Origin of the sequence: Pantoea agglomerans, from assembly GCF_021397715.1 — a bacterium.
In the GTDB taxonomy this organism is placed as follows: Bacteria; Pseudomonadota; Gammaproteobacteria; order Enterobacterales; family Enterobacteriaceae; genus Pantoea; species Pantoea astica.
Window position 1 is genome coordinate 2,513,746 of record NZ_CP090207.1, and the last position, 18,554, is coordinate 2,532,299.

At 51.6% G+C, this 18,554-nt stretch carries 11 protein-coding genes and 3 pseudogenes; all 14 read right to left on the reverse strand.

Annotated elements, in window-relative coordinates:
• Positions 1-38: 38 nt before the first annotated feature.
• The 14 genes and pseudogenes from tssE to LZU96_RS12035 all read right to left on the reverse strand — a co-directional run bounded on the left by tssE (position 39) and on the right by LZU96_RS12035 (position 18,544).
• On the reverse strand, positions 39-497 hold the full coding sequence (gene tssE, locus LZU96_RS11970) for a type VI secretion system baseplate subunit TssE (RefSeq protein WP_233984539.1): 459 nt from the start codon (positions 495-497) through the stop codon (positions 39-41).
• Positions 497-1,042, reverse strand: a complete 546-nt coding sequence (gene tssJ / locus LZU96_RS11975; protein WP_233984540.1) for a type VI secretion system lipoprotein TssJ — start codon at positions 1,040-1,042, stop codon at positions 497-499. Before tssJ ends, tssE begins: the two co-directional genes overlap by 1 nt.
• Positions 1,020-2,105 (reverse strand): type VI secretion system baseplate subunit TssG, encoded by a 1,086-nt coding sequence (gene tssG / locus LZU96_RS11980; RefSeq protein WP_233984541.1) that lies wholly within the window; start codon positions 2,103-2,105, stop codon positions 1,020-1,022. The genes tssJ and tssG overlap by 23 nt, the downstream gene beginning before the upstream one ends.
• Positions 2,069-3,823: a type VI secretion system baseplate subunit TssF gene (gene tssF, locus LZU96_RS11985; protein WP_233984542.1), complete on the reverse strand. Its 1,755-nt coding sequence runs from the start codon at positions 3,821-3,823 to the stop codon at positions 2,069-2,071. The genes tssG and tssF overlap by 37 nt, the downstream gene beginning before the upstream one ends.
• Positions 3,824-4,081: 258 nt before the next feature.
• Positions 4,082-5,674, reverse strand: a complete 1,593-nt coding sequence (tssA, locus tag LZU96_RS11990; RefSeq protein WP_233984543.1) for a type VI secretion system protein TssA — start codon at positions 5,672-5,674, stop codon at positions 4,082-4,084.
• Positions 5,674-9,162: an ImcF-related family protein gene (locus LZU96_RS11995; protein WP_233984544.1), complete on the reverse strand. Its 3,489-nt coding sequence runs from the start codon at positions 9,160-9,162 to the stop codon at positions 5,674-5,676. The genes tssA and LZU96_RS11995 overlap by 1 nt, the downstream gene beginning before the upstream one ends.
• 304 nt (positions 9,163-9,466) lie before the next feature.
• Positions 9,467-9,739: pseudogene (locus tag LZU96_RS12000) on the reverse strand (PAAR domain-containing protein); the annotation flags it as partial.
• Between the two features lie 247 nt (positions 9,740-9,986).
• Entirely contained in the window at positions 9,987-11,213 is a 1,227-nt protein-coding gene (locus tag LZU96_RS12005; protein ID WP_233984545.1) for a hypothetical protein, read from the reverse strand.
• A gap of 2 nt (positions 11,214-11,215) precedes the next feature.
• The gene (locus LZU96_RS12010; protein WP_233984546.1) at positions 11,216-11,740 is read right to left on the reverse strand and encodes a hypothetical protein; all 525 of its coding nucleotides are present in this window, start codon (positions 11,738-11,740) and stop codon (positions 11,216-11,218) included.
• Positions 11,715-12,692, reverse strand: coding sequence for a hypothetical protein (locus tag LZU96_RS12015; RefSeq protein ID WP_233984547.1), 978 nt, complete (start codon positions 12,690-12,692; stop codon positions 11,715-11,717). Before LZU96_RS12015 ends, LZU96_RS12010 begins: the two co-directional genes overlap by 26 nt.
• A gap of 18 nt (positions 12,693-12,710) precedes the next feature.
• Positions 12,711-14,342: pseudogene (locus LZU96_RS12020) on the reverse strand (DUF2345 domain-containing protein); the annotation flags it as partial.
• A 658-nt stretch (positions 14,343-15,000) separates the two neighbouring features.
• A pseudogene (locus LZU96_RS12025) lies at positions 15,001-15,300 on the reverse strand (hydroxyethylthiazole kinase); the annotation flags it as partial.
• A gap of 291 nt (positions 15,301-15,591) precedes the next feature.
• The gene (locus LZU96_RS12030) at positions 15,592-16,359 is read right to left on the reverse strand and encodes a hypothetical protein (protein ID WP_233984548.1); all 768 of its coding nucleotides are present in this window, start codon (positions 16,357-16,359) and stop codon (positions 15,592-15,594) included.
• A complete protein-coding gene (locus tag LZU96_RS12035) occupies positions 16,346-18,544 on the reverse strand; it encodes a M23 family metallopeptidase (RefSeq protein ID WP_233984549.1) in 2,199 nt (732 codons plus the stop codon). Before LZU96_RS12035 ends, LZU96_RS12030 begins: the two co-directional genes overlap by 14 nt.
• Positions 18,545-18,554: the final 10 nt, after the last annotated feature.

Sequence of the window (18,554 nt, forward strand, 5' to 3'; positions counted from 1 at the left end):
AAGATAAACTCAGGGAGGAAAAATCGTGGTGACTCAGGTCAGTATGTTGACGCCCGAGGCTCAAGATAGTGCTGCTGTTTCATATGCCTGATGAGCACCCGTCCTTCTGGCATAAACTCAGTACCGTAGCGAACCAGTCCAACACCTTTCAGTTCAGCATCGATGGCATAACGTAACTCTCCCGGAATGACCTGGTCGAGCAGCACGACATTAATGCTTTTCAGACGTGGCTCATATTTGAGCAATACCGCCGACAGCGTTCCCATCAGTTCATGTGCCGTACCCGGCATTCCCTGGAGAATTTTGGTCATGTCCGGCAAACCATAGTCAGGAAGATGAGCCAGCGTCCCGGCACGACAGTTCAGGACGCGCTGCATGTTGTCGAGTACGGACATGATCACCTGGTTTTCTTCACTGACCTGATGTAAATCGAGGCCACCGGAGAAATTTCCGGCGAGCATCTCATACAGCGAGGGCGTCTTGTGGTTCTGGGGCATTATTTATCCTTCACCGCGATCAGCGTCAGAGAGTTATTCCCGGCCTCAATCACCCTGGCCTTGTCGGGATCAAGCGCTTCACGCTCAATCGTCAGCTTCCATCTGTTTTTCACCTGATCGGGATGGCGGAACAATCCCGCCACGCCCACATATTTCGCCGCCTCTTCCATCGGCATATCAAGCTGCACGTCACCACCCGGTTTAATCACCACATCACGGGTGGACAACAGATCTGCGGCCAGCACCGTTTCTCCTTCCTTCAGCAGTTGCTGGTACACCGTCTTATCGAAGGTTTTACGATCCCTGAGCTGATAAATTCTCACCACAAGCGACTCAGACAGAGAGTTGCTCTCTCGTTCATCGGTATTCAGCGCTTCACGCGCGGTGAAATCGAGATGCAGCACTTTGATCTTCTTATAGAACACTGCGGTGAAGGCCGATTTGGTCCCGTCACTGACGCGTTGTGTCAGGCCACAGCCCGTCAGGCTCAGGGCCAGCAATATGGGCAGCCAGCATGCCGCCTTAGTCAAATTTATACGTAACACGTCGGTTTCCTTGTTGTAATATTGCGGGCTGCAGGCCACTGTAGCAGCCCAGTTCCGTGGTGAAAGTCTGCGGGATATCGTCTGTCAGTGTCTCCTGATCGGCACCCAGTACGCCGTTCATCCCAAGCCAGAAAGGCCCCTCGCCAAGCGGCGGAACGGCCAGCAGACGAGTCTGCGTGGTCAGGGTGATTTTTGCTTTAAAGCGCCAGCCCAGATAGACCCGCAGCATGACCAGAAAATCCTGATACAGCAGGCCATCTGGCTTCCAGCCCTGCGATTCCTGCTCGTCATCGGTGAACAGCGCAATCATTAGCTGACTGTTCGCATCCATCGCCTCGTCGCCAAGCGGCGTATTGCCATCCAGCAGAAAGTCTTCATCACCGTAAAAGCCAAGCGGCCGGGTAATCTCCACCGGACGCAGAGAGTACGGGCTGACCTGTACCCGGGTTTCAGGTGCCAGCAGGCTGACCAGCGCCTGCATCCCCTGCTGAGTTTTTCCGGGCTGCTGCAGCACCCCAAGCAGCGACAAAAAGCGAGATACCGGCGTAGCAATATGCTCTGCGGTGCCTGGAATCCCCAGACCCACCAGGCCCAGCAGCGATTGTGAGATGCTGTCGGTCCCGCCGGGCTCGAAGGTCGCCGGGTAAGAGTACTTACGCCAGATACGGTAAAACTGCGTCAGGATGCGATGGCTGAAAATATCGAGGAAGCCCTGCAGCGCCTCATGCCCTTCCCGGCGTTGCGTAATATCATCGAGATAGGCGGTCGGCAACGGTGAGTCGACGCCGTACATCCCCATAAACGTAGTGCGGATGCGTGGCGGTTTACTCTCATCGTCTTCGTCGTATTCAACAGATTTAAGCTCACTGACCGGAAAACCCATCCCCGGATAAGGCACAAAGCGCACCGGGTCATCAGCCGGATGGCTGGTAGAACCGAGCAGCGGACTGCCCGGATGACGCTTCTCCAGCAGCTGACAGAAACGATAAAAGTTAATACGGTGAAGTTCGGCTTCCAGCCGCGGGGTCAGCCGGGAATGCGGCGGTTGTGCTTCTCTTCCCATTCCAGGCGTTCTCCGGTCGGTTGCAGGGTAATAATCAGACGGTTAAACAGATAGATGTCGGTATAGAGTGCAAAGAAGCGGCTCAGCATCTCGCCAAACAGGCAGATGTCACCACGCCCGGCAAAGCCGTGGCTGTCCAGCGTCACGTCAATCTGGACGCCGCGCACCAGGTAACCCTGTTCGAAGCGCTCAGTTTCGCTGTGCTTCACATCGATAATGGCTTCCAGACGGCGGCGGTTCATCTCACTGTCGGTCCACTCATACAGCGCCAGGGTGCCGCGCAGTACGTCAGCATTATCCATCATCGGAAGAAAACCACTGCCGAGATGACTTAGCACACGCCAGTGGAAACGGTCCTGTGCTGGCGGATAACAGGGCAGCGTTGGCGCGCAAAGGTTGCGGACGGCGATACTGGCTGAGGTGGTTTTCATTACCGTATCAAGAACTGTACTTTGCAGCGCGCGGCGCGGTAACTGGCCGTGAGTGCCGGTCAGTGTCAGCGACAGGCTTTCGTCTTCCGGTACCGTATGATTGTCAAAGGCTTCGCCCCCAAGAATCAGCCAGGTATTATGTAATCCGGACGGACCGCGGCGAACGCGAGTGTGGTAGTAATACTCAGGCGCTTCGTGGCGCATCATCCCGCCTTTATGACGAAAACTGGAGAACGGCACATAAGTCTGCTGACTGGAGGACGTTACTGAGTCGACGGCGTAAATTTCCGTGTGACCATCCTGTACGCGCATCGGGCGCAGCATATATTCCGTCTGCAGCGAGTTCAGCGTCAGCGGATCCGATTCCAGTGGGAACAGATTAATCACCGGCACGCAGTTAAGACGCAGGTGCTTCTCGGTAAAGCTGAAGTCATGCTCCCAGCGTTCCGCCAGCACCACGTCGATTTCAAACCAGGGAAGATCCGATGGCCATGCTACGCTCTCCAGCCCGCGCAGCCCGGTGAACATGAATTTCTCGCGGAAGGTAAAGTACTCCAGCAGCAGTTGATAGCCACTAAAGCTGCTGTTGCCCTTCGGCCAGAGGGTATCGTCATCGTCAAACCCGAGCGCGGTGAAACGCCCCTCCAGCCCCCTTCTGTCCGGCTCACCCGGCATCCGCAGCCACATCCGGGACACATTCATGGTGAAGGCTTCGTGCATGGCGCAGGCCAGCGGTGCATCCGCATTGAAATAGAATGGAATATGGCTGAGATCGATACGGCTCCAGTCCGCCAGTTTGCTGCAATGAAAGCGCAGCGAGATAACAGAGCGGCCATCAGGATCGGTCGACAACCGGGCGCGTTCCAGTGACAGTGGCTGAAGATTGATCGCCTTCGTACTGCTGTAGCGGCAGCGCGTGCCTTTTTCACCGATTGGTCGGGAAAGGACTTCGAAGCCTTTAGCGATACGCATCGGCTCTTTCATTTCGCGCCAGTCCGGCGTGAACTCCACTACCGACATCGACGGAATAGTGCGCAGATAATGCGGCCACAGCAGGCTGACCAACCCTTCGGTCAGTTCTGGCAGGTCATCATCCAGCTTTTCACGCAGTCGTCCCATCAAAAAGGCAAAGCCTTCAAACAGGCGCTCCACGTACGGGTCGCGCGCACCCGCTTTATCGAGATTGAGCATTGCAGCCTGCTCCGGATGAGCACGGGCAAACTCTTCGCCTGCTTCAAGCAGGTAGCGCATTTCAGCGTCGTAATAACGCAGGGTTAAGTCATCCATAATTATGTCTGTGTGTTGATTACTGCTTGTTGAGCGGTGAAGAAAAATCCAGCCCCAATGAAGGCACCAGATGATGTGAAGGATCGTTAATGCTGGTTTCGAAGAGAACAGCCTGCTATCTGGCGGGTGACTGCTGGCCTGAAGGAACACCATTGCAGCGGGCTTCCCTCACTAAGCAATGCCTGTTAATACAGAAAGATACCCCACCACCGCAGGGTTACCTTCTGCCATAGCACTCTGTTTTCCGTTGAGAGGTACTCAGCCGCACAGCACCGCGGCCCGAGCAGGATCCAGTGAGATAAGCCCGGATAGCAGCATGTCCATTTCAGGCTGCAGACGCGTTTTATCAGCTTCGCTGCGTGCGGCTTTGCCCCGCAGCAGTTTTAGCCGGCGAGCTTTGACTTCAAATATCAGCTCAGGCTTCCACTGCTTAAGCGTGAGTTCGCGGGCACCGGAGTCGAGCTCACCCAGCAGGTGCAGTGCCATTTCATTTTTTCCGTACTGCTCGCTCACCCGGGCCATCAGCAGACGCATCAGCCACTGGTTACGGGAAGAAGTGTAACCCGACTGAACCTGAAGCCAGTTAAGCGCGGCTTCAAATCCTTCTGTATCGGCTTTTGTTAACACTTCAGGCTCCAGTGCCAGCACATCATCGCTGCCCACAGCAACGACTGATACCGTCCCCTCTTTCCAGCCAGCCATATCATCCAGTACGCTTTCGTTTATCCAGTTCAGCGTCACCTCGTCAGCAAAGGGTGTTCCGTCACTGAAAGCCAGTGCTTCCAGCCCAGGAAGGCGGGCCAGCAAACCTTTGAGATCACGGCAGAGAATATCTGCGCGCACCCTATCGCTATCGAGTTTTGCCAGTGCCTGACAGGCGTACCACTGCACATCCAGCCACAGATGATTGACGCCCTGCGCCAGCAACGTGTCTGTATGCTCCAGCAATTCAGACCAACTTTTTTGCAGGTAGAGTCGCTTGAGGTGAGCCCTGCTGTCTGGCTTAGGTGGAACCAGACGCGTACGCCCCGTCGCATCCAGCGGCGGCAGTTCGGTCAACGTATCCCAGCGGACACTTTTCAACAGATGATGCCCGGCCAGCCAGCCTCCAGGCTGATCGCGAAGATATTTCGCCAGCACTTTCGCCTGATCTAGCAAATCACGCCCGGATGTAACAGCGTTCATTACTGGCGCAGAAGTTACTGACACGGCTGTCGCGCTATCCTCACGGCTGGTCTGAGGCACCAGACTGTTGGCACCGCCGTTCTGTACCAGCCGGTTGTCCAGTGCCTGATACAGTCCGCCGAGTTCGGGACGGGCATCTTCATCAAACCATTGAAAAGCCTGCTCCGAAAGTAGCAGGCCTGCTGTGATGCGCTGCATCACCGACAAATCCACTTCCGGATATAAGGAAAGGCTATCAATTAAGCGGCCGCTACCCAGCCACTCCAGAGCTGATTTGCGGCTCCGGTCGCGTAACGGATGCAGCCGGGCACCGAACCGCTCAAGCATTGCCGCCAGCAGTTCAATCCCCTGTGCCAGTCCGGACTCACCATCCTGATGCAGGCGCGCCCAGACATAGAAAGTAATAACGCGCAGATCCTTGCAGCAGCCGGTCAGCAGCTTTTCCGCCAACTGGCATATCAGCCCGGTATCAATGCCGGAAAGTTTGTTGACCTCTTCACGGATGCGCTGGAAATCGTCATCGTAGCCTGGGTCCTCTCCGGTAGGCGCATCGTCGCTAACAGGCTCCAGCCAGCGTTCCCATTCAGCACAGCGCGACCTGGCACTCTCCAGTAACGTCTTCTCATCAGCGCCCATCGCCTGAAGTAAATTTTGTAATGTCGCCATTATTCCACTCCTTCCATGGCTGAATAATCTGTATCAACCGGAGCCTGTGAGGTGACCGGGGTATCCAGACTGAATATCTGGTCCGGCAGGCTGAAGTTGCGCAGTGAAAGTAGCGCCAGCGGTCCGTTGCCTAGCTGCGATCTCAGTACCCACTGCAGCGTTCTGCCGTCAGAGGCACTAAAACTCAGCATCCATTGACTGCGGTCAAGTTGCCGCCGTTTGCTCTGATCCAGCCAGCGAATAAAGCCCCAGGTCCCGCTGTAGTCCCCGAACAGGCGCGCACCGGCGTTGACAGTAGTCCAGGTCAGCATAGTGCCTGGCCTGAAGGTATCACCCGGCCAGCGCAAAGATTGCCAGTCGGCCATCTGGTTAAAGTAATGCAATTTTTGTCCGTCAATGGTCAGTTGAGTCTCTGTAACTTCTGCCGCGGGACGTGGCTGCAACTCAAAACTGATCCCCTGACTGCCATCGGTAAATAAAATATCCGACAGCTGACTCAGCTGGTTAACTGCTCTGAGGAAAGCCGGATTAAAGGTCAGGCCCTGACTGTGTGAATTGTCCGGCACCCACTGACTCCCCTCTTTGTGGAGCACGCCGTTGAGCTGCGTGCTGAGGAACCGGTCGATGCGGCCACTATCCTTACGAATAAACTCGGCCAGCATCGGCAGAGAAGCATCACTCTTGCTCATCGCAAACGGGAAGCGTCCGTCAAAGGCCGTGTGCCAGTTCGCGACCACCGAGCGGCTCCAGCGGTCATTCAGGCTGGCAGCCGAGGGCTGCAGAACCGTTTCCCAGGCCTGAGTCAGCGGCTGAACAAACATCGTGTTGCCAAAACCGCTCCACTCTTCCCCCAGGCTGGCAGCGACAAGGCTGCCGTACTGCTGGGTATCCGTCAGATCCACGCTTTTGCCCTGGAAGACGGTCTGGGCCAGGGTCTGCATGCTCTCCTGCGGATCCGATGAATTGGCTACCTGCTGCAGGCGAAGACGTACACGGGTGATGCGGGTCAGCCAGGTCTGCAGGCTCAGCGTGCTGTCAGCTGACATGACATTGCTGGCTTTGTTTTTCCCCATCAGCGCCAGCAGCGGCCCAAAGGTGTCATCCAGCGGTCCTTGCGGACCGGCCGCGCTCTGGTCGATCACCGGTTTCTCCTGACTGCCGACCAGTTCTTTTGCGGATTTGATAATTGAATCGGACAGGCCGGCTCGCTGCTCGCCGGTCTGTCCCTGCCACGCCAGCGTATTCATCAGCGCAATCAGCGGCGACTGGCGTACATCACTCATCAGCGTCAGCTGGTCGGTGACATCGGCAATATTGTGCGCTGGGTTCCAGTGCAGGCTGTTCAGGAAGCTCAGCCAGTTACCGGCAAAATCAGCGAAATAACGCTGGGTCAGACGCGCCTTCAGCGCTTCCGGCGACAGGTCGGCCGAAACGGCTTTGCCGGAATCACTTAATACCCAGTCAATCTCATCGCGGCGTGAATTCGCTGCTTTCTCGATTGCCTGCTGAATTCCACCCTGCCATGCCTGACGGGTGAACATGCCGGGGACCACCTCATCGGTAGTGAACAGTCGCCGGGCATCGGTGCCACTGGTCATGTCTTCGAGAGAGATATCCGCGAAGTTACGACGTACCGATTTGAGCATGTTTTCATATAGGGTGCTTTCTGCGTTGCGACGGCCAATCTGCGCCAGCAGCACCTGACGGCTCTGACTGAGCAGAGAGGCATCCGGGACGATTTTCCACTGGGGCTGCCGTGGCAGTTCGGTGATATAGAAGGCCCACAGATCCGGTGAGAGACTTTGCCACAGGCCCGTTGAGATACCCATGTGCGTCGGCTGCACGGCTTTCATGGTCTGTGCGTAAAATGGGCCGTCGGCTTTATCCGGACGGGCCATCATCAGCCAGGCTTTCAACTGGTCATAACCCGGTTTAGCCAGTTGTGCTCGCTGGTCGCTGCCAGGTGCAGAGTTTGCCAGCACGCTAAGCTTTTGCGTCAGGGCAGCAGCTGCCGGATCGCGTATCAGGCGGTTGTTCGCCACACCATACCAGGGCAGCATTGCGGCAAGCAGCTGCGGGTTATGGTCAAGGCCGAAGCGCTGATACCAGGGCGCGCCTTCCTGAATACGGTGTTGCAGGCGGCCAGCATCATTACGCAGGTTATGCAGCGCTGTCAGTTGGTAATCCGATACGGAAGGATGCTCTACCAGGGCATGAGCCTGTTCAGCAACAGCCACTATCTGCAGACGGTTTACCGCAAATGACAGCAGTGTCCCCGCTCCCCAGACACCGATAATGATCATCAGTGTCCAGGCGAGTGTTTGTTCCCACGCTATTCCGACACGGCGGCCACGTATACGGGTGCAGTCATCAACAATACCCTGCCAGATCACCGGCAGAGTCAGTGCATGCCGTTGTGATTCCGCGCGGAATCTCTCTGTGTCAGCAGAAGTGGGATTAAAGGCTACGCCATTCTCAGATATGCCTGCAGGTTTATTCTCCGGCAGGCTGAACATCAGGCCACGCAGCGGAACACGCTGCTGGGTGACAGAGAGCCACGGCACCAGTTGCTGAGCCCAGCGGGCGATACCGCCGTCGCTGAGATGCTGGCCAAGGCGTAGCAGGAAATCGTGGCTGTTGTTCTCGATAACCTGATCGACACCCTGCGCTCGCAGTGCAGGCAGCATCTGTTCAAGTTGTCGGGAAATATCGTCTGCTTTGGCGCGCAGTGGAAAGCTTGCCCCTACCGCCTGCTCAGGACGCTTCGACTGCGACCAGTCGCTGCTGCACAGTTGCCACAGCCAGACCGGTGCGGAATAGCGCAGCAATTCACTGATTTTTTCCAGCCCGCGTAAATCGTTGTCACTGATTTGTGGTGTCAGGTTAAGCGACTCAGGCATGACGCGTACAATACCGTCCAGCGGGCGCCCGCGACGCAGTTTACGCAGCGCGGTGTATTTTTCGCTGTCCGGCTCTTCCTTCAGGCTGCCGCCAAAAATCAGCACGGTACGGTTGCCTTCAAGCCACTGACTTTCCTTCAGGCCAGGTGCCAGTTGTTCGATTGCCGCCTCATCGCCAGTGATTAGCAGCAGGCGGGTTTTACGACGCCAGTAAAGAGTGTAGCGTCGGCGAAGGTGGGTACGAATCTGTTGACTGATCGTCATTACAGCAGATACGGGAGTAATTTCTTCCTTTGGTGACATCTTAACATCATCACCCTGCGCATTTTGCAGCTCTTTGTTGAAGCTGTGCTTACCCTCAGCGTGCGCGCCAAAGAACAGAAATATTTCAATCACGGCCAGAGCAATGCCAGCTGCCACAGAACCGCTCAGCCAGGCATACCAGGCAGAAGTATCCCTGATGAGCTGTAATTTTTCAGGATGCCAGTAAACGATACCCAGAACAGCAATACTACCGGCCAGCGCAATTAACATCACAAGCCAGAATACAATTTCCGGTTTCTTAAACAGTGAGAGGAATCGCCTCATACCTCGCCCTCCTTAGCGGAAGTCTCAGGGGATACAACCATATTCCAGACCTTTCCATATTTGTGTTCACGGCATCCAGTAAATGGTATGCCGGTTGTTATATTGATTGTTTGACACCTGCCACGGCAAGGCAGAGTGCAGCGTTATCTGCATCCCCAGAAAATAATTAAGGTACTTCATGCGTACCGGCGTCTGTATAACCCACAGGCCTCAGGCAGGACTTTGCGAATACCGGAAGCCCAACAATGACAGGATTATCCGGATCGGCTTAGCTATTGCCGCCTTTGCTCTGTTGGGGAATAAATTCATAGGTGTCGGTGTATATCGACGGAATAAACTCAGCCCGGCACGGGCAAGTACTTCTGCTATGCAGCGTACCGGCAATACGGCGACCATGAATAAAATCGTCAGGTAAGCCCCCCATGATTTTAAAAAGACCTGGATGCTTACCGCAGGTTACACTGTGCTCCTCGCAGGCCTGCAATCGCCCGAAATGCATGTGATCGGGCATTCCTTCTGTGATCACCCCACCGCAGCTTGTCTTGTCGTCCTGAAACAAAAAATGTCCAACCGCCATTGCGTTGTCCTCACTTTTTTTCTTTCATGCGTGTCTGCGGTAGCCACAATCCGGTAGCCACAAACAGTCCCGTCTGCCAGTGTCCGTACCAACCACCAGACCCAGCGCATCAGAGTGACGCCAGAAAAGCCAGCACAGAGCGCGCGCCCCAGCCATTAAAAACGTGATGAAAATCCATAGGAATAACCTGCTGCGAAGCAGGCGGAAAATATATTTCATGATTTACGCTCCCTGTTTAACCTCGGACTCACGCGGGGGTAATGGCCTGTATCCATAGTGTCCCAGAGCCATGATCGGCGCTGATAGCTAGTTGTGCGGAGCCGGTCTGCTGCGCAGCAAGTGTCGCCATGGCTGTGGCCAACCACACGGACACGCAGCCGGCATGTCCTATGATAAGATCGGTGTTATGCCGGCCTGCCGGTGACGGTACGCCGGAAAGAAGCGGTAGCGCCATCGCCGGGATAACGGCGGAAGCCTCCTCTACCGTCAGACCACTGAGCCAGAGGTTTTTAATCTGCCTAGCCTCCAGGGGTACCCAGTCAGCTGCCTGCGTTATGCCTTCGTCGAGCAATTGTGGTTCGGTCCGTTCCGGGCGGTGTAACCACGCCAGCGGCGGTACCCTGTTCTGTGTAAGCCTATTGCCCAACAGCAACGCCACCACTGCCTCCGCACTTCCCTGACGTATTTCAGGTGCGACCTGAGCAGCAATGACGAGCAGCAGTGATTTGTCATTGATGCGGTTATCAAGCCACTCATCAATAAACTGCGCACCGTGGCCATCAACATATTCAATCGGCTGTGCAATGTCGGCCTCCTTCAGGCTGTCGTGCCAGGCCGGGATGAAACGACGTGGTAAAATAGAGGTGTCAGCCTCAAACAGCACCGCGAGCGTTTGTTTCGGTGAAAACGGTGCGAGTGCGATTGCAACATCAGCCAGCAGCTTCTGAAGCCGGGCCTGAAACACCATCAGATCCTGTTGTTCGGGCTCCAGTGAATCATCACTCTCCCCTCCCATCAGAGGAGTTGGGAAAAATGTATGTAAATAAAAGACTTCCTGACCGCGACCAGGCTGGCTTTTAAGTATTGAGGGCCCTTCCATTAACAATGTCACCGGATTCTGTCCCGGTTCCTCTGGTAACGGAATATCCACGCTTATATGCAGGATCTGGAGCGCCCGGCGGCCCCGTCGGGTTTCCCACAGTAATGTTTTTTCGCGCATTCTGTCCCAGCCATCAGCATTATTGTGTTGAAACAGCCAGAACAGCAATCGCAGAACAAACACCAGTAACCAGACCAGCATGATGGCCGCAGGAAGGAGTATCCAGAATTTTGTACCCTCACCCTGCCGATAAAAGGCCAGACCCGCTATTGCAGCCACAACAGTCAGCGCCGCCAGAGCCGATAACCAGTAGCCGAAACGGATGGGGGCCGGGCGCCAAGCTGCGGGGGGAATAATTTTAAGATTTACCGGCATAATTAGGGTGTAAAGACCAGTTCAGGTGAAACAGTATTAAGATTCAGTTGCGCGCGAAGGTTGGTAAATTTAGGCGGCACAATCCAGTCAAACGTAACCCCATCCTTATTCCATGTAATCGATGAGAAATCATCCTGCTTCTGCCAGCTATTTAATTCCAGTGAACGCCAGCAACTGACAACCATTATACGTTGTACCCTGGTCGCTTTTTTAGCTTCAACCTGGTAAATATCGGCATACATTTCCTGCCCAGCCCCGCACTGGGCGGTAGGGTTCCCCGGGCGTGAGGGGAACCCATTAATTAAAAGGAAATATTGTCTGTTACCTACGGTATGCAGCCTCCCGTCACTATATAGTGATGCCAGTTCTTTTTGAGGTGTAATCGTTACACCTTCAATCGTTAACGGTTGCTGACGGTTAAATATTTCTTTGATTTCTGACGCAGAGGCATTCAGTGCTGCGCCAAGAAAAAAAACAAGGAGTGAAGTATTTTTCATGTATTTATTGTCCATAAACTTTATCGGCATAACACAATCCTGAATAAACCCATCTATGCTCCGTAGACTGCCCTGCAGCGCCAGAAGCGTAGGTTGGCTGATCACGGTTATGTAGTTGTTCTTCAGTCTGAGCAGCATTCGCAGGATTATTCATATTCCAGCCAATATTTCCGGTGGTACTGTCACACAGGTGGTTGTATTTACGTACCCAAGCGCTTGTCGTGTCATCCCATTTGTAATAGTATCCCCCGTTCCACAAAGCGATTGCTTCCCGCTCTACCATTTCGTCCGTATAGGTTCCGTGCTGGCTGAGATGACGTATCGCCTGCTCCCGCTTAGTCTGGAACAGGTCGCGTCCGGCTTTAACATTTTCCTTCCAGCTCCAGGTTGTGGTGTAGTCCGGAGCCGGATTTGTCATTTGAGCCATACCATAGCCCTGGTCAAAGGACACAACAGGTTCACCATCACGATTAATAAATTGCTTATTGTAGCTTTCGTGAGCCAGCAGTTTTTCAAGCCCGGATGAGTTTTCAAGAGTATCAATAAAAGCGTGCAGATCTGCAACAGCCGGATTCTGGCCTTTTATTTTAATATTACGCTTAATGGTCAACTCACCAACCTTGACCGAAACAACCAGCTCTCCCCCCAGTACTTTTCCTTCACCAAAATTTACCGTCCATTTTTTTTCAGTCGAACAAAACTCACCGGCATCCGAATACGTTCGTAATACGGTGTTTTCCCGAGCTCTTTCCCTCAGGCCACTCTTTTTGGCATTCCAGCTAATTGCCCAAGACCATTGATAAGGGCCAGTAGCTTCCGTACTGAATTCAAAAACAATCTCCGGAATCGTGGCATCAGCATTTAAAGTAAATTCCGCATTATCCGCCGGCGTAATCCAGGTCGTATTCTCCGGGGTGGCAACCACCTGGACGAGGCTGTCCGGGGTGGTATTAGTGGTTCCCGCGTTCTGTGCGTTATCCATTTTGTGGCTCCTTGCTCCTTAAAACTTCAGTGAAAGTTTTTCAGCAGTACGGGTAACTACCCGCTCCGTCATGCCGTCTTTGTCCGTTATTCCCTCCCATACCTGCCCGGACGCACTGCTGATGGTATAGGGAACGCCAGCGCGCGGTGTGACTTTATCTGCCTCAGTGATACGGAACTGTTCATTAAACAGGTCGCTCACCTTGCCAGGTGGCGTGGCAATGGTTTTTACATCACTGGCGGCATCCATACGCACATAACGTCCCGCACGGGTGTTATAATCGCCAGTCGTCGCCAGTTCAATCCTGCCGCCGTCTAGTGTGATATAACTGCCCCCGGCATTTAACGTGATACTCTTTGCTGCCGTTATTTGGATCTCATCCTCCGTGCTGACAATGCTGATTTCTTTACGCGCCACCAGTTCCATCAGGTCATTCTGTGCCTGGATCCTCACCGGCCCCTGGTTCGCGATCAGCTTGATCCCCAGCTTGCGGACAAAGACGCTCAGGGCATTCCCCACCCCGATAAACAGATTTTTCACCACGCTGACGTCTGCATTTTTACCAGCAGTGGCTATCAGGTTCTGACCAGCAGATACCTGCAGATGTTGTCCGCTGGTCAGCGCCACACCATCCGGCGCGCTGAGCAACAGCACCGATTTTTTGAGGTCCGTCAGTTGCTGTTCCAGTAGTTTGATCTGTGCCTGGAGATCGGCCGGGTTCGCGGTCGCCTTCTGCGCGTCACCTGAGATGGATGTCATCTGTTCCCGGGCATCACCCAGATTGCTGACCGCCGGCCCCATCTCCAGCACCTGGCCCTGCGCCTTCGCCTGACCGTCCGCCGAGATAAACAGCCCCTTATGCGCCCGTATTGCGCCCCGGCTGTCGGTCCGGAGCTCAAAACCCTCGCCGCGCTGTTGCTTCTCCGCGTCAACCAGATGACCCAGGTTCAGCTGGCTCTTGCCGCCGTACTCGGTGCTGACCTTGATGTACTCTTTCCCGCGCTCATCGTCGAGGCGGATTTTGTTGTTCGCCGGCGTGCGCAGCACGTTGCGCTTATAGTTGCGAATAGTGACGTGGTCACCGTGCGCCGAGTCATGCAGCACGCCTAAGATGTACGGCCTGTCCGGGTTGCCGTCCTCAAAGCCAATCGCCACCTCGGTGCCCGCCAGCAGCGGCAGGTGCAGGCCGTAAGTGTCCCCGGCGTACGGGCGGGACTGCCGCACCCACAGGCTCTCAAAGCCCGTATCCCAGCTGTCCCGGTCAAACAGCATGCTGACGCGGTAGCGGCCGTCTTTGTCGATATGTCCGTAGGTGTCATTTTCCGTGGTGCTGGTGACGCGCGCCGGCAGCGTGCCGGCCATCACCGGGCGGGTGCCGGGTTCAGGGCGGAAGCTAAAATCATCGCTGTCCGGGATGCCCTCAACGCTCACCCTGAAGTCTTCGTCACGCCGGGCGTGGCTGTGCATCGCCGTGATGACCACGCCCTGAGCAAAGACCTCCGCCACCTCATAGCCGCCGGTCACCTTCAGCACCTGACCCGGCGCGAGCACCGGACAGCTGGTGATGGCACGGGTCTGCGTCTGGCCGTTCAGGTAGCGCTCATGACGGATGCGCGCATAAAACGCACCGGACTCCGGTACCGGATCTTTATGTAAGCTTTATTTTTTCTTTTTATATTCAGGATTAGCCCATCATGAACCATCAAAGTCACTCTTGCTAAGTCATCCACTGATACACCCAATAACTTGAATATGTACCTGACATATTGTCTGGTGAAAGTTTCCTCACAGTGATCTTATATTTGAAACAGCTATTTAGTTCAACATCATTTAACCTTAAATGAAAGATACACTCTCTTATAATCCTTAAATAATGACGAATCACCTCTACCAATGAAAATAAAATTTGTCTTTTGTGGTAAATTTATCTCTGCTTGAAAACACTGCTCAGTATGATATCCAGCATCATCTTGATACTTACATGAAACTATTGCACTCATACCGGTGAATTTCGACGTAACAATTACATCCGTCAAAACTGGAATGCCATCAGTTACAGCCTCCCAATGTCCGTCATCATTTCTTATAAAGTAATCACTTTCTTCGCTTGATGAACCTCTGCATAGTTTGAGGTAATCGGATGCATTTACATGCTCTTTCCTAATAAATAGACAATCATTTTTTTATTGACACTCCATTTGGCAGGAATGCTAATAAATGCCTCATTAAGAGAGAGTGACTTATAAAATTCCCCACTGTAACTCGAACTCGCAAAAAAGCACAAAAAAAACATTAGGAAAATTTTCACTTATTTATCCCCAACAATAGAATATGCATTTTGCGTTGATTGAAATCTGCGATCAAAAGATGGCTCATCCCATCTGTTTATTACCATGCTAACAGATCTTGAACTGTCGCGAGTAACTCCCGCATCTGCTCTTCGTAGAACTCCATTTTTTGCTACGAATTGCCCTCCAGAATCAATGCAATTGTACGGTATTGTCGATATATCTTGGGGGTTATTGATTACAGGTACTCTTAACCGGGTAGGATTTTGCCACCAATTATTATCATAATCCGTACGACGCAACCATCCTCTATAAGCCCACTTATGGAAAATATAATAAGGAGGGAAACCGGTATTTGGTGCACCAATTTGATATACTTATGATAGGCCGTAAGGTTCTCCATCCTTGTAGGTATAGCTTTTGACTGCGGATGACACATCCTGATTACTTGCCATTACGCAAAATGAAATTAAAAAAACATCAATAGCGAAACTCAACAAAAATATAGCTTTCGTTTGAACCATTTTAAACTCCAGCGTTACTTTAGATAAATAGCTGGCGACTCACAAGAAAATTGATGAACTGACAGCAAGAAAATAATTACAAAAATTTCATTTCGTATAAATGAACTTTCCACCTAGCTCATTCAGTGTTTTCTCACCTGAAAAAAGTTCTTTGCATTTACGGTCAGTAACTGCATCATCTTTATCCTCCAGGAATGAAATTTTCATTTTCTTTTCAATATCCCATACACCAGGAAATGAATCCACAGTACAATCCAAGTCATTTGGTGCAACGTATTTCCCATTAAAAGATATTTTCCCAATATATATGGTATCTCCGGGGTAAAACAAGCTGTCATCATCCGGTTCATTTTTGGAACCATTCCAAAAACCTTTTTCTGATAATAGATTTTTAGTTCCGTTAAACCTGGAAACGATAGCTTGATATGATCTAAGGTGAGCATCAACCACAACTAAAGCCAGAACTATTTTTTTTTCAAAGTTTACATCTATGATGGAAGCAATTTCTTCATCAAAGTATGAAATAGAATGAATGCTGATAGGTTTTCCTTTGCAATTTATAATATCATTAACATACAAATATTTATTACCTGATGCTATAAGCACTCCTACCTGATCACTAGTTAAAGAGATACCTCCCGCTCCAGAGAGTAGCAAATCATTCCAGTTATCTATTTTACAGGAATAATACGCATTTGATTTTTTATCATAAATGCTGACAGAACCAGCTCTATTTTTATCAAACTTTACGCTTACGCCATCAACTTCAATGGTGTTGTAATATGCCCCCGATGAACTAAAAGCCATAGAGCCAAGTATCATAAACAAAAATGAATTAGTTTTAAACATCATCATCAATAACCTCTTTCGATTTTTTAGTGGCTTTTTTTCTTTCTGCTATCCCTTTATCTGCACCATTTATACCCTTTGTTACCTTCAAAATAATGCTGTCATCATCAGATTTACCAAACTTTTCTTCATCCATAATTTTAAGTACTTTAGATTTAAAGCATGCTATAAAAAAACCACCTGTATCTATGCAGTTGTATGCGCTTTCTGTTACCTTTTGAGGTGCAACTATATTTGGAGGTCGCTTTTTCATACCAGGAGCATTTTTCTTTTTGTACTCTGGATCATCCCACCAATACTTATCGAAATCATTTTTTGATATCCAACCTCTATATACCCAATAACCTGAATATGTATCAAGGCCAGTTAACATTTTAAATCCTCTGCCTCTAAATTTCTGAGCATCTACATCTCCGCAATTACCATTTATCCAACTATAGGAACCGGTAATATACCCACCGCGTGAATTATATTTCCCCCCAGAAAAGTAACTATCTTTCTCGGTTTCCAGTGCCCCATACCAATGACCAAGCTCACTTGTTTCATTATATGTTGAGGCCTCTATGATTTTACCACCTTTCTGAACACCATCTACCACAACCTGCTGCTGGCTGGACTCTTGCATAGACAATAAATACCCTGACTCTACCGCCCCCTGCCCTAAAAAATGACAAATCCTATTTACATCAGATAAATTATACTTCCGCATTATTTTATTTATATCCAAATAGTACTCTGACGTAGTGTTTTTGATGTTATCAAGTGCATTTTTATTTTTCTTACTGGTATTCGCTGCCATTACCGTTTCAATTACTTGACAATCAAGCCAACCACACTTCCGGAAGTGTCTAATAAATGTTTTTGGCTCGAAATGCCATAACCTTCCACTACTGAATGCTCCTGAATCAAAGCATAACGCTTCTGCATGAGCTTTGAATTTTGCATAATCTGCTTCTGTCATCGGGTCATGCTCATCACTACCCGTTTTCAGCCATGAAAAACGGCTATCGATCGTGCTTTTTTCCCATTCAAACGGAAAATGACAGATCAGTTTTCCACACTGATTATCATAGTCGTCACCTTCGGTCAGGCTGGCAATCGTAACCGAGTTACACTGGCTGTTGGTATCGGTATCGTCATCAACCAGCTGCCAGCCCGTCCAGTGTGGAAAATCCGCGTCACTGAATTTCTTAATTTTTGAGTCTGCAAGGTTTACCACTCCCTTTCCGTCCGGATAACTGACGGTCATCCACAGTGGTGCATCCGCAGGCACCAGAGTTTCATGTTCCGTATTAATAATCCGCCCAAAACGAAGCAACTCAAATCCTGCACTGGGGCTCTCCTTATAGTTGGCCATGGCGGTTTTATAGAGGTTGTATTCGTAGTCTTTACCGTCAGCGTTAACCAGTGGCTCGCCCAGCAAATCATACTTCCCGTCAGTCTGTGCGTTTTTCTGGCGGGTCAGCATCGTGCAGTTGCCTTGCCCCAGAGTCATACTGGCATACAGAGGCGCACTGCTGGTATAGAGCTCAGAAAGCCCGGTTATGGCGGTACTGTTATTTGCGGGTGCCTTATCATAAAACTTCGTCCCGGCCGGAAGATAAAAATGAATATCCCCATAAACGGCATCGGTTCGGCCATCTTTCGACACCTCCAGTTCGCGGCTCTTCCTGCCCGTCAGTTTGCTGATGTTGTCGTCATCACAGAAAATCTGGAAATGGAAGGCATTGACCGCATCAACCATCCCGGAGGTGCCAAGCGGATCTTTCCGGTACACCTTCTCACCGACCTTCACTGTTGATTCAAGCGACTTCAGGTGCATGTAAAGCGAATAAAAGACCACTTTAGCGCCCTCATCACTGCCGATCTCCGTTTCGTGCTTTAGCAGCACGTAGCCATCGTCACTGCCTTTGACATTTGGTTGATCCGCATTGAGGTTCAGCGGTGCCTTATCTCGTTTACCGATGCCTGAACTTTTACGCACGGAAACCACGATCCCATCCGCAACAGCTCTTACACTCTCAAAAGGCCTGCCGCCATCAGTATGGGCTATGTGGATCCCGCCATGCCATGAGCCATGGCCATTAACCGGGTAATCGCGGCGGTCAACTACGGCCATCACTCTTTCAATCCATGCCGCATCGGTTTCATGGGCATTTTTCGCTTTCAGGAATGGTGGGCTGATAATCATGTTATGACTC

Coding starts and splice junctions, on each gene's coding strand:
- LZU96_RS12005 (WP_233984545.1), bottom strand. CDS start 11,213: ATGCCGGTAAATCTTAAAATTATTCCCCCCGCAGCTTGGCGCCCGGCC.
- LZU96_RS11995 (WP_233984544.1), bottom strand. CDS start 9,162: ATGAGGCGATTCCTCTCACTGTTTAAGAAACCGGAAATTGTATTCTGG.
- tssA (WP_233984543.1), bottom strand. CDS start 5,674: ATGGCGACATTACAAAATTTACTTCAGGCGATGGGCGCTGATGAGAAG.
- LZU96_RS12015 (WP_233984547.1), bottom strand. CDS start 12,692: ATGGATAACGCACAGAACGCGGGAACCACTAATACCACCCCGGACAGC.
- LZU96_RS12030 (WP_233984548.1), bottom strand. CDS start 16,359: ATGATGATGTTTAAAACTAATTCATTTTTGTTTATGATACTTGGCTCT.
- LZU96_RS12035 (WP_233984549.1), bottom strand. CDS start 18,544: ATGATTATCAGCCCACCATTCCTGAAAGCGAAAAATGCCCATGAAACC.
- tssF (WP_233984542.1), bottom strand. CDS start 3,823: ATGGATGACTTAACCCTGCGTTATTACGACGCTGAAATGCGCTACCTG.
- tssG (WP_233984541.1), bottom strand. CDS start 2,105: ATGGGAAGAGAAGCACAACCGCCGCATTCCCGGCTGACCCCGCGGCTG.
- LZU96_RS12010 (WP_233984546.1), bottom strand. CDS start 11,740: ATGCCGATAAAGTTTATGGACAATAAATACATGAAAAATACTTCACTC.
- tssE (WP_233984539.1), bottom strand. CDS start 497: ATGCCCCAGAACCACAAGACGCCCTCGCTGTATGAGATGCTCGCCGGA.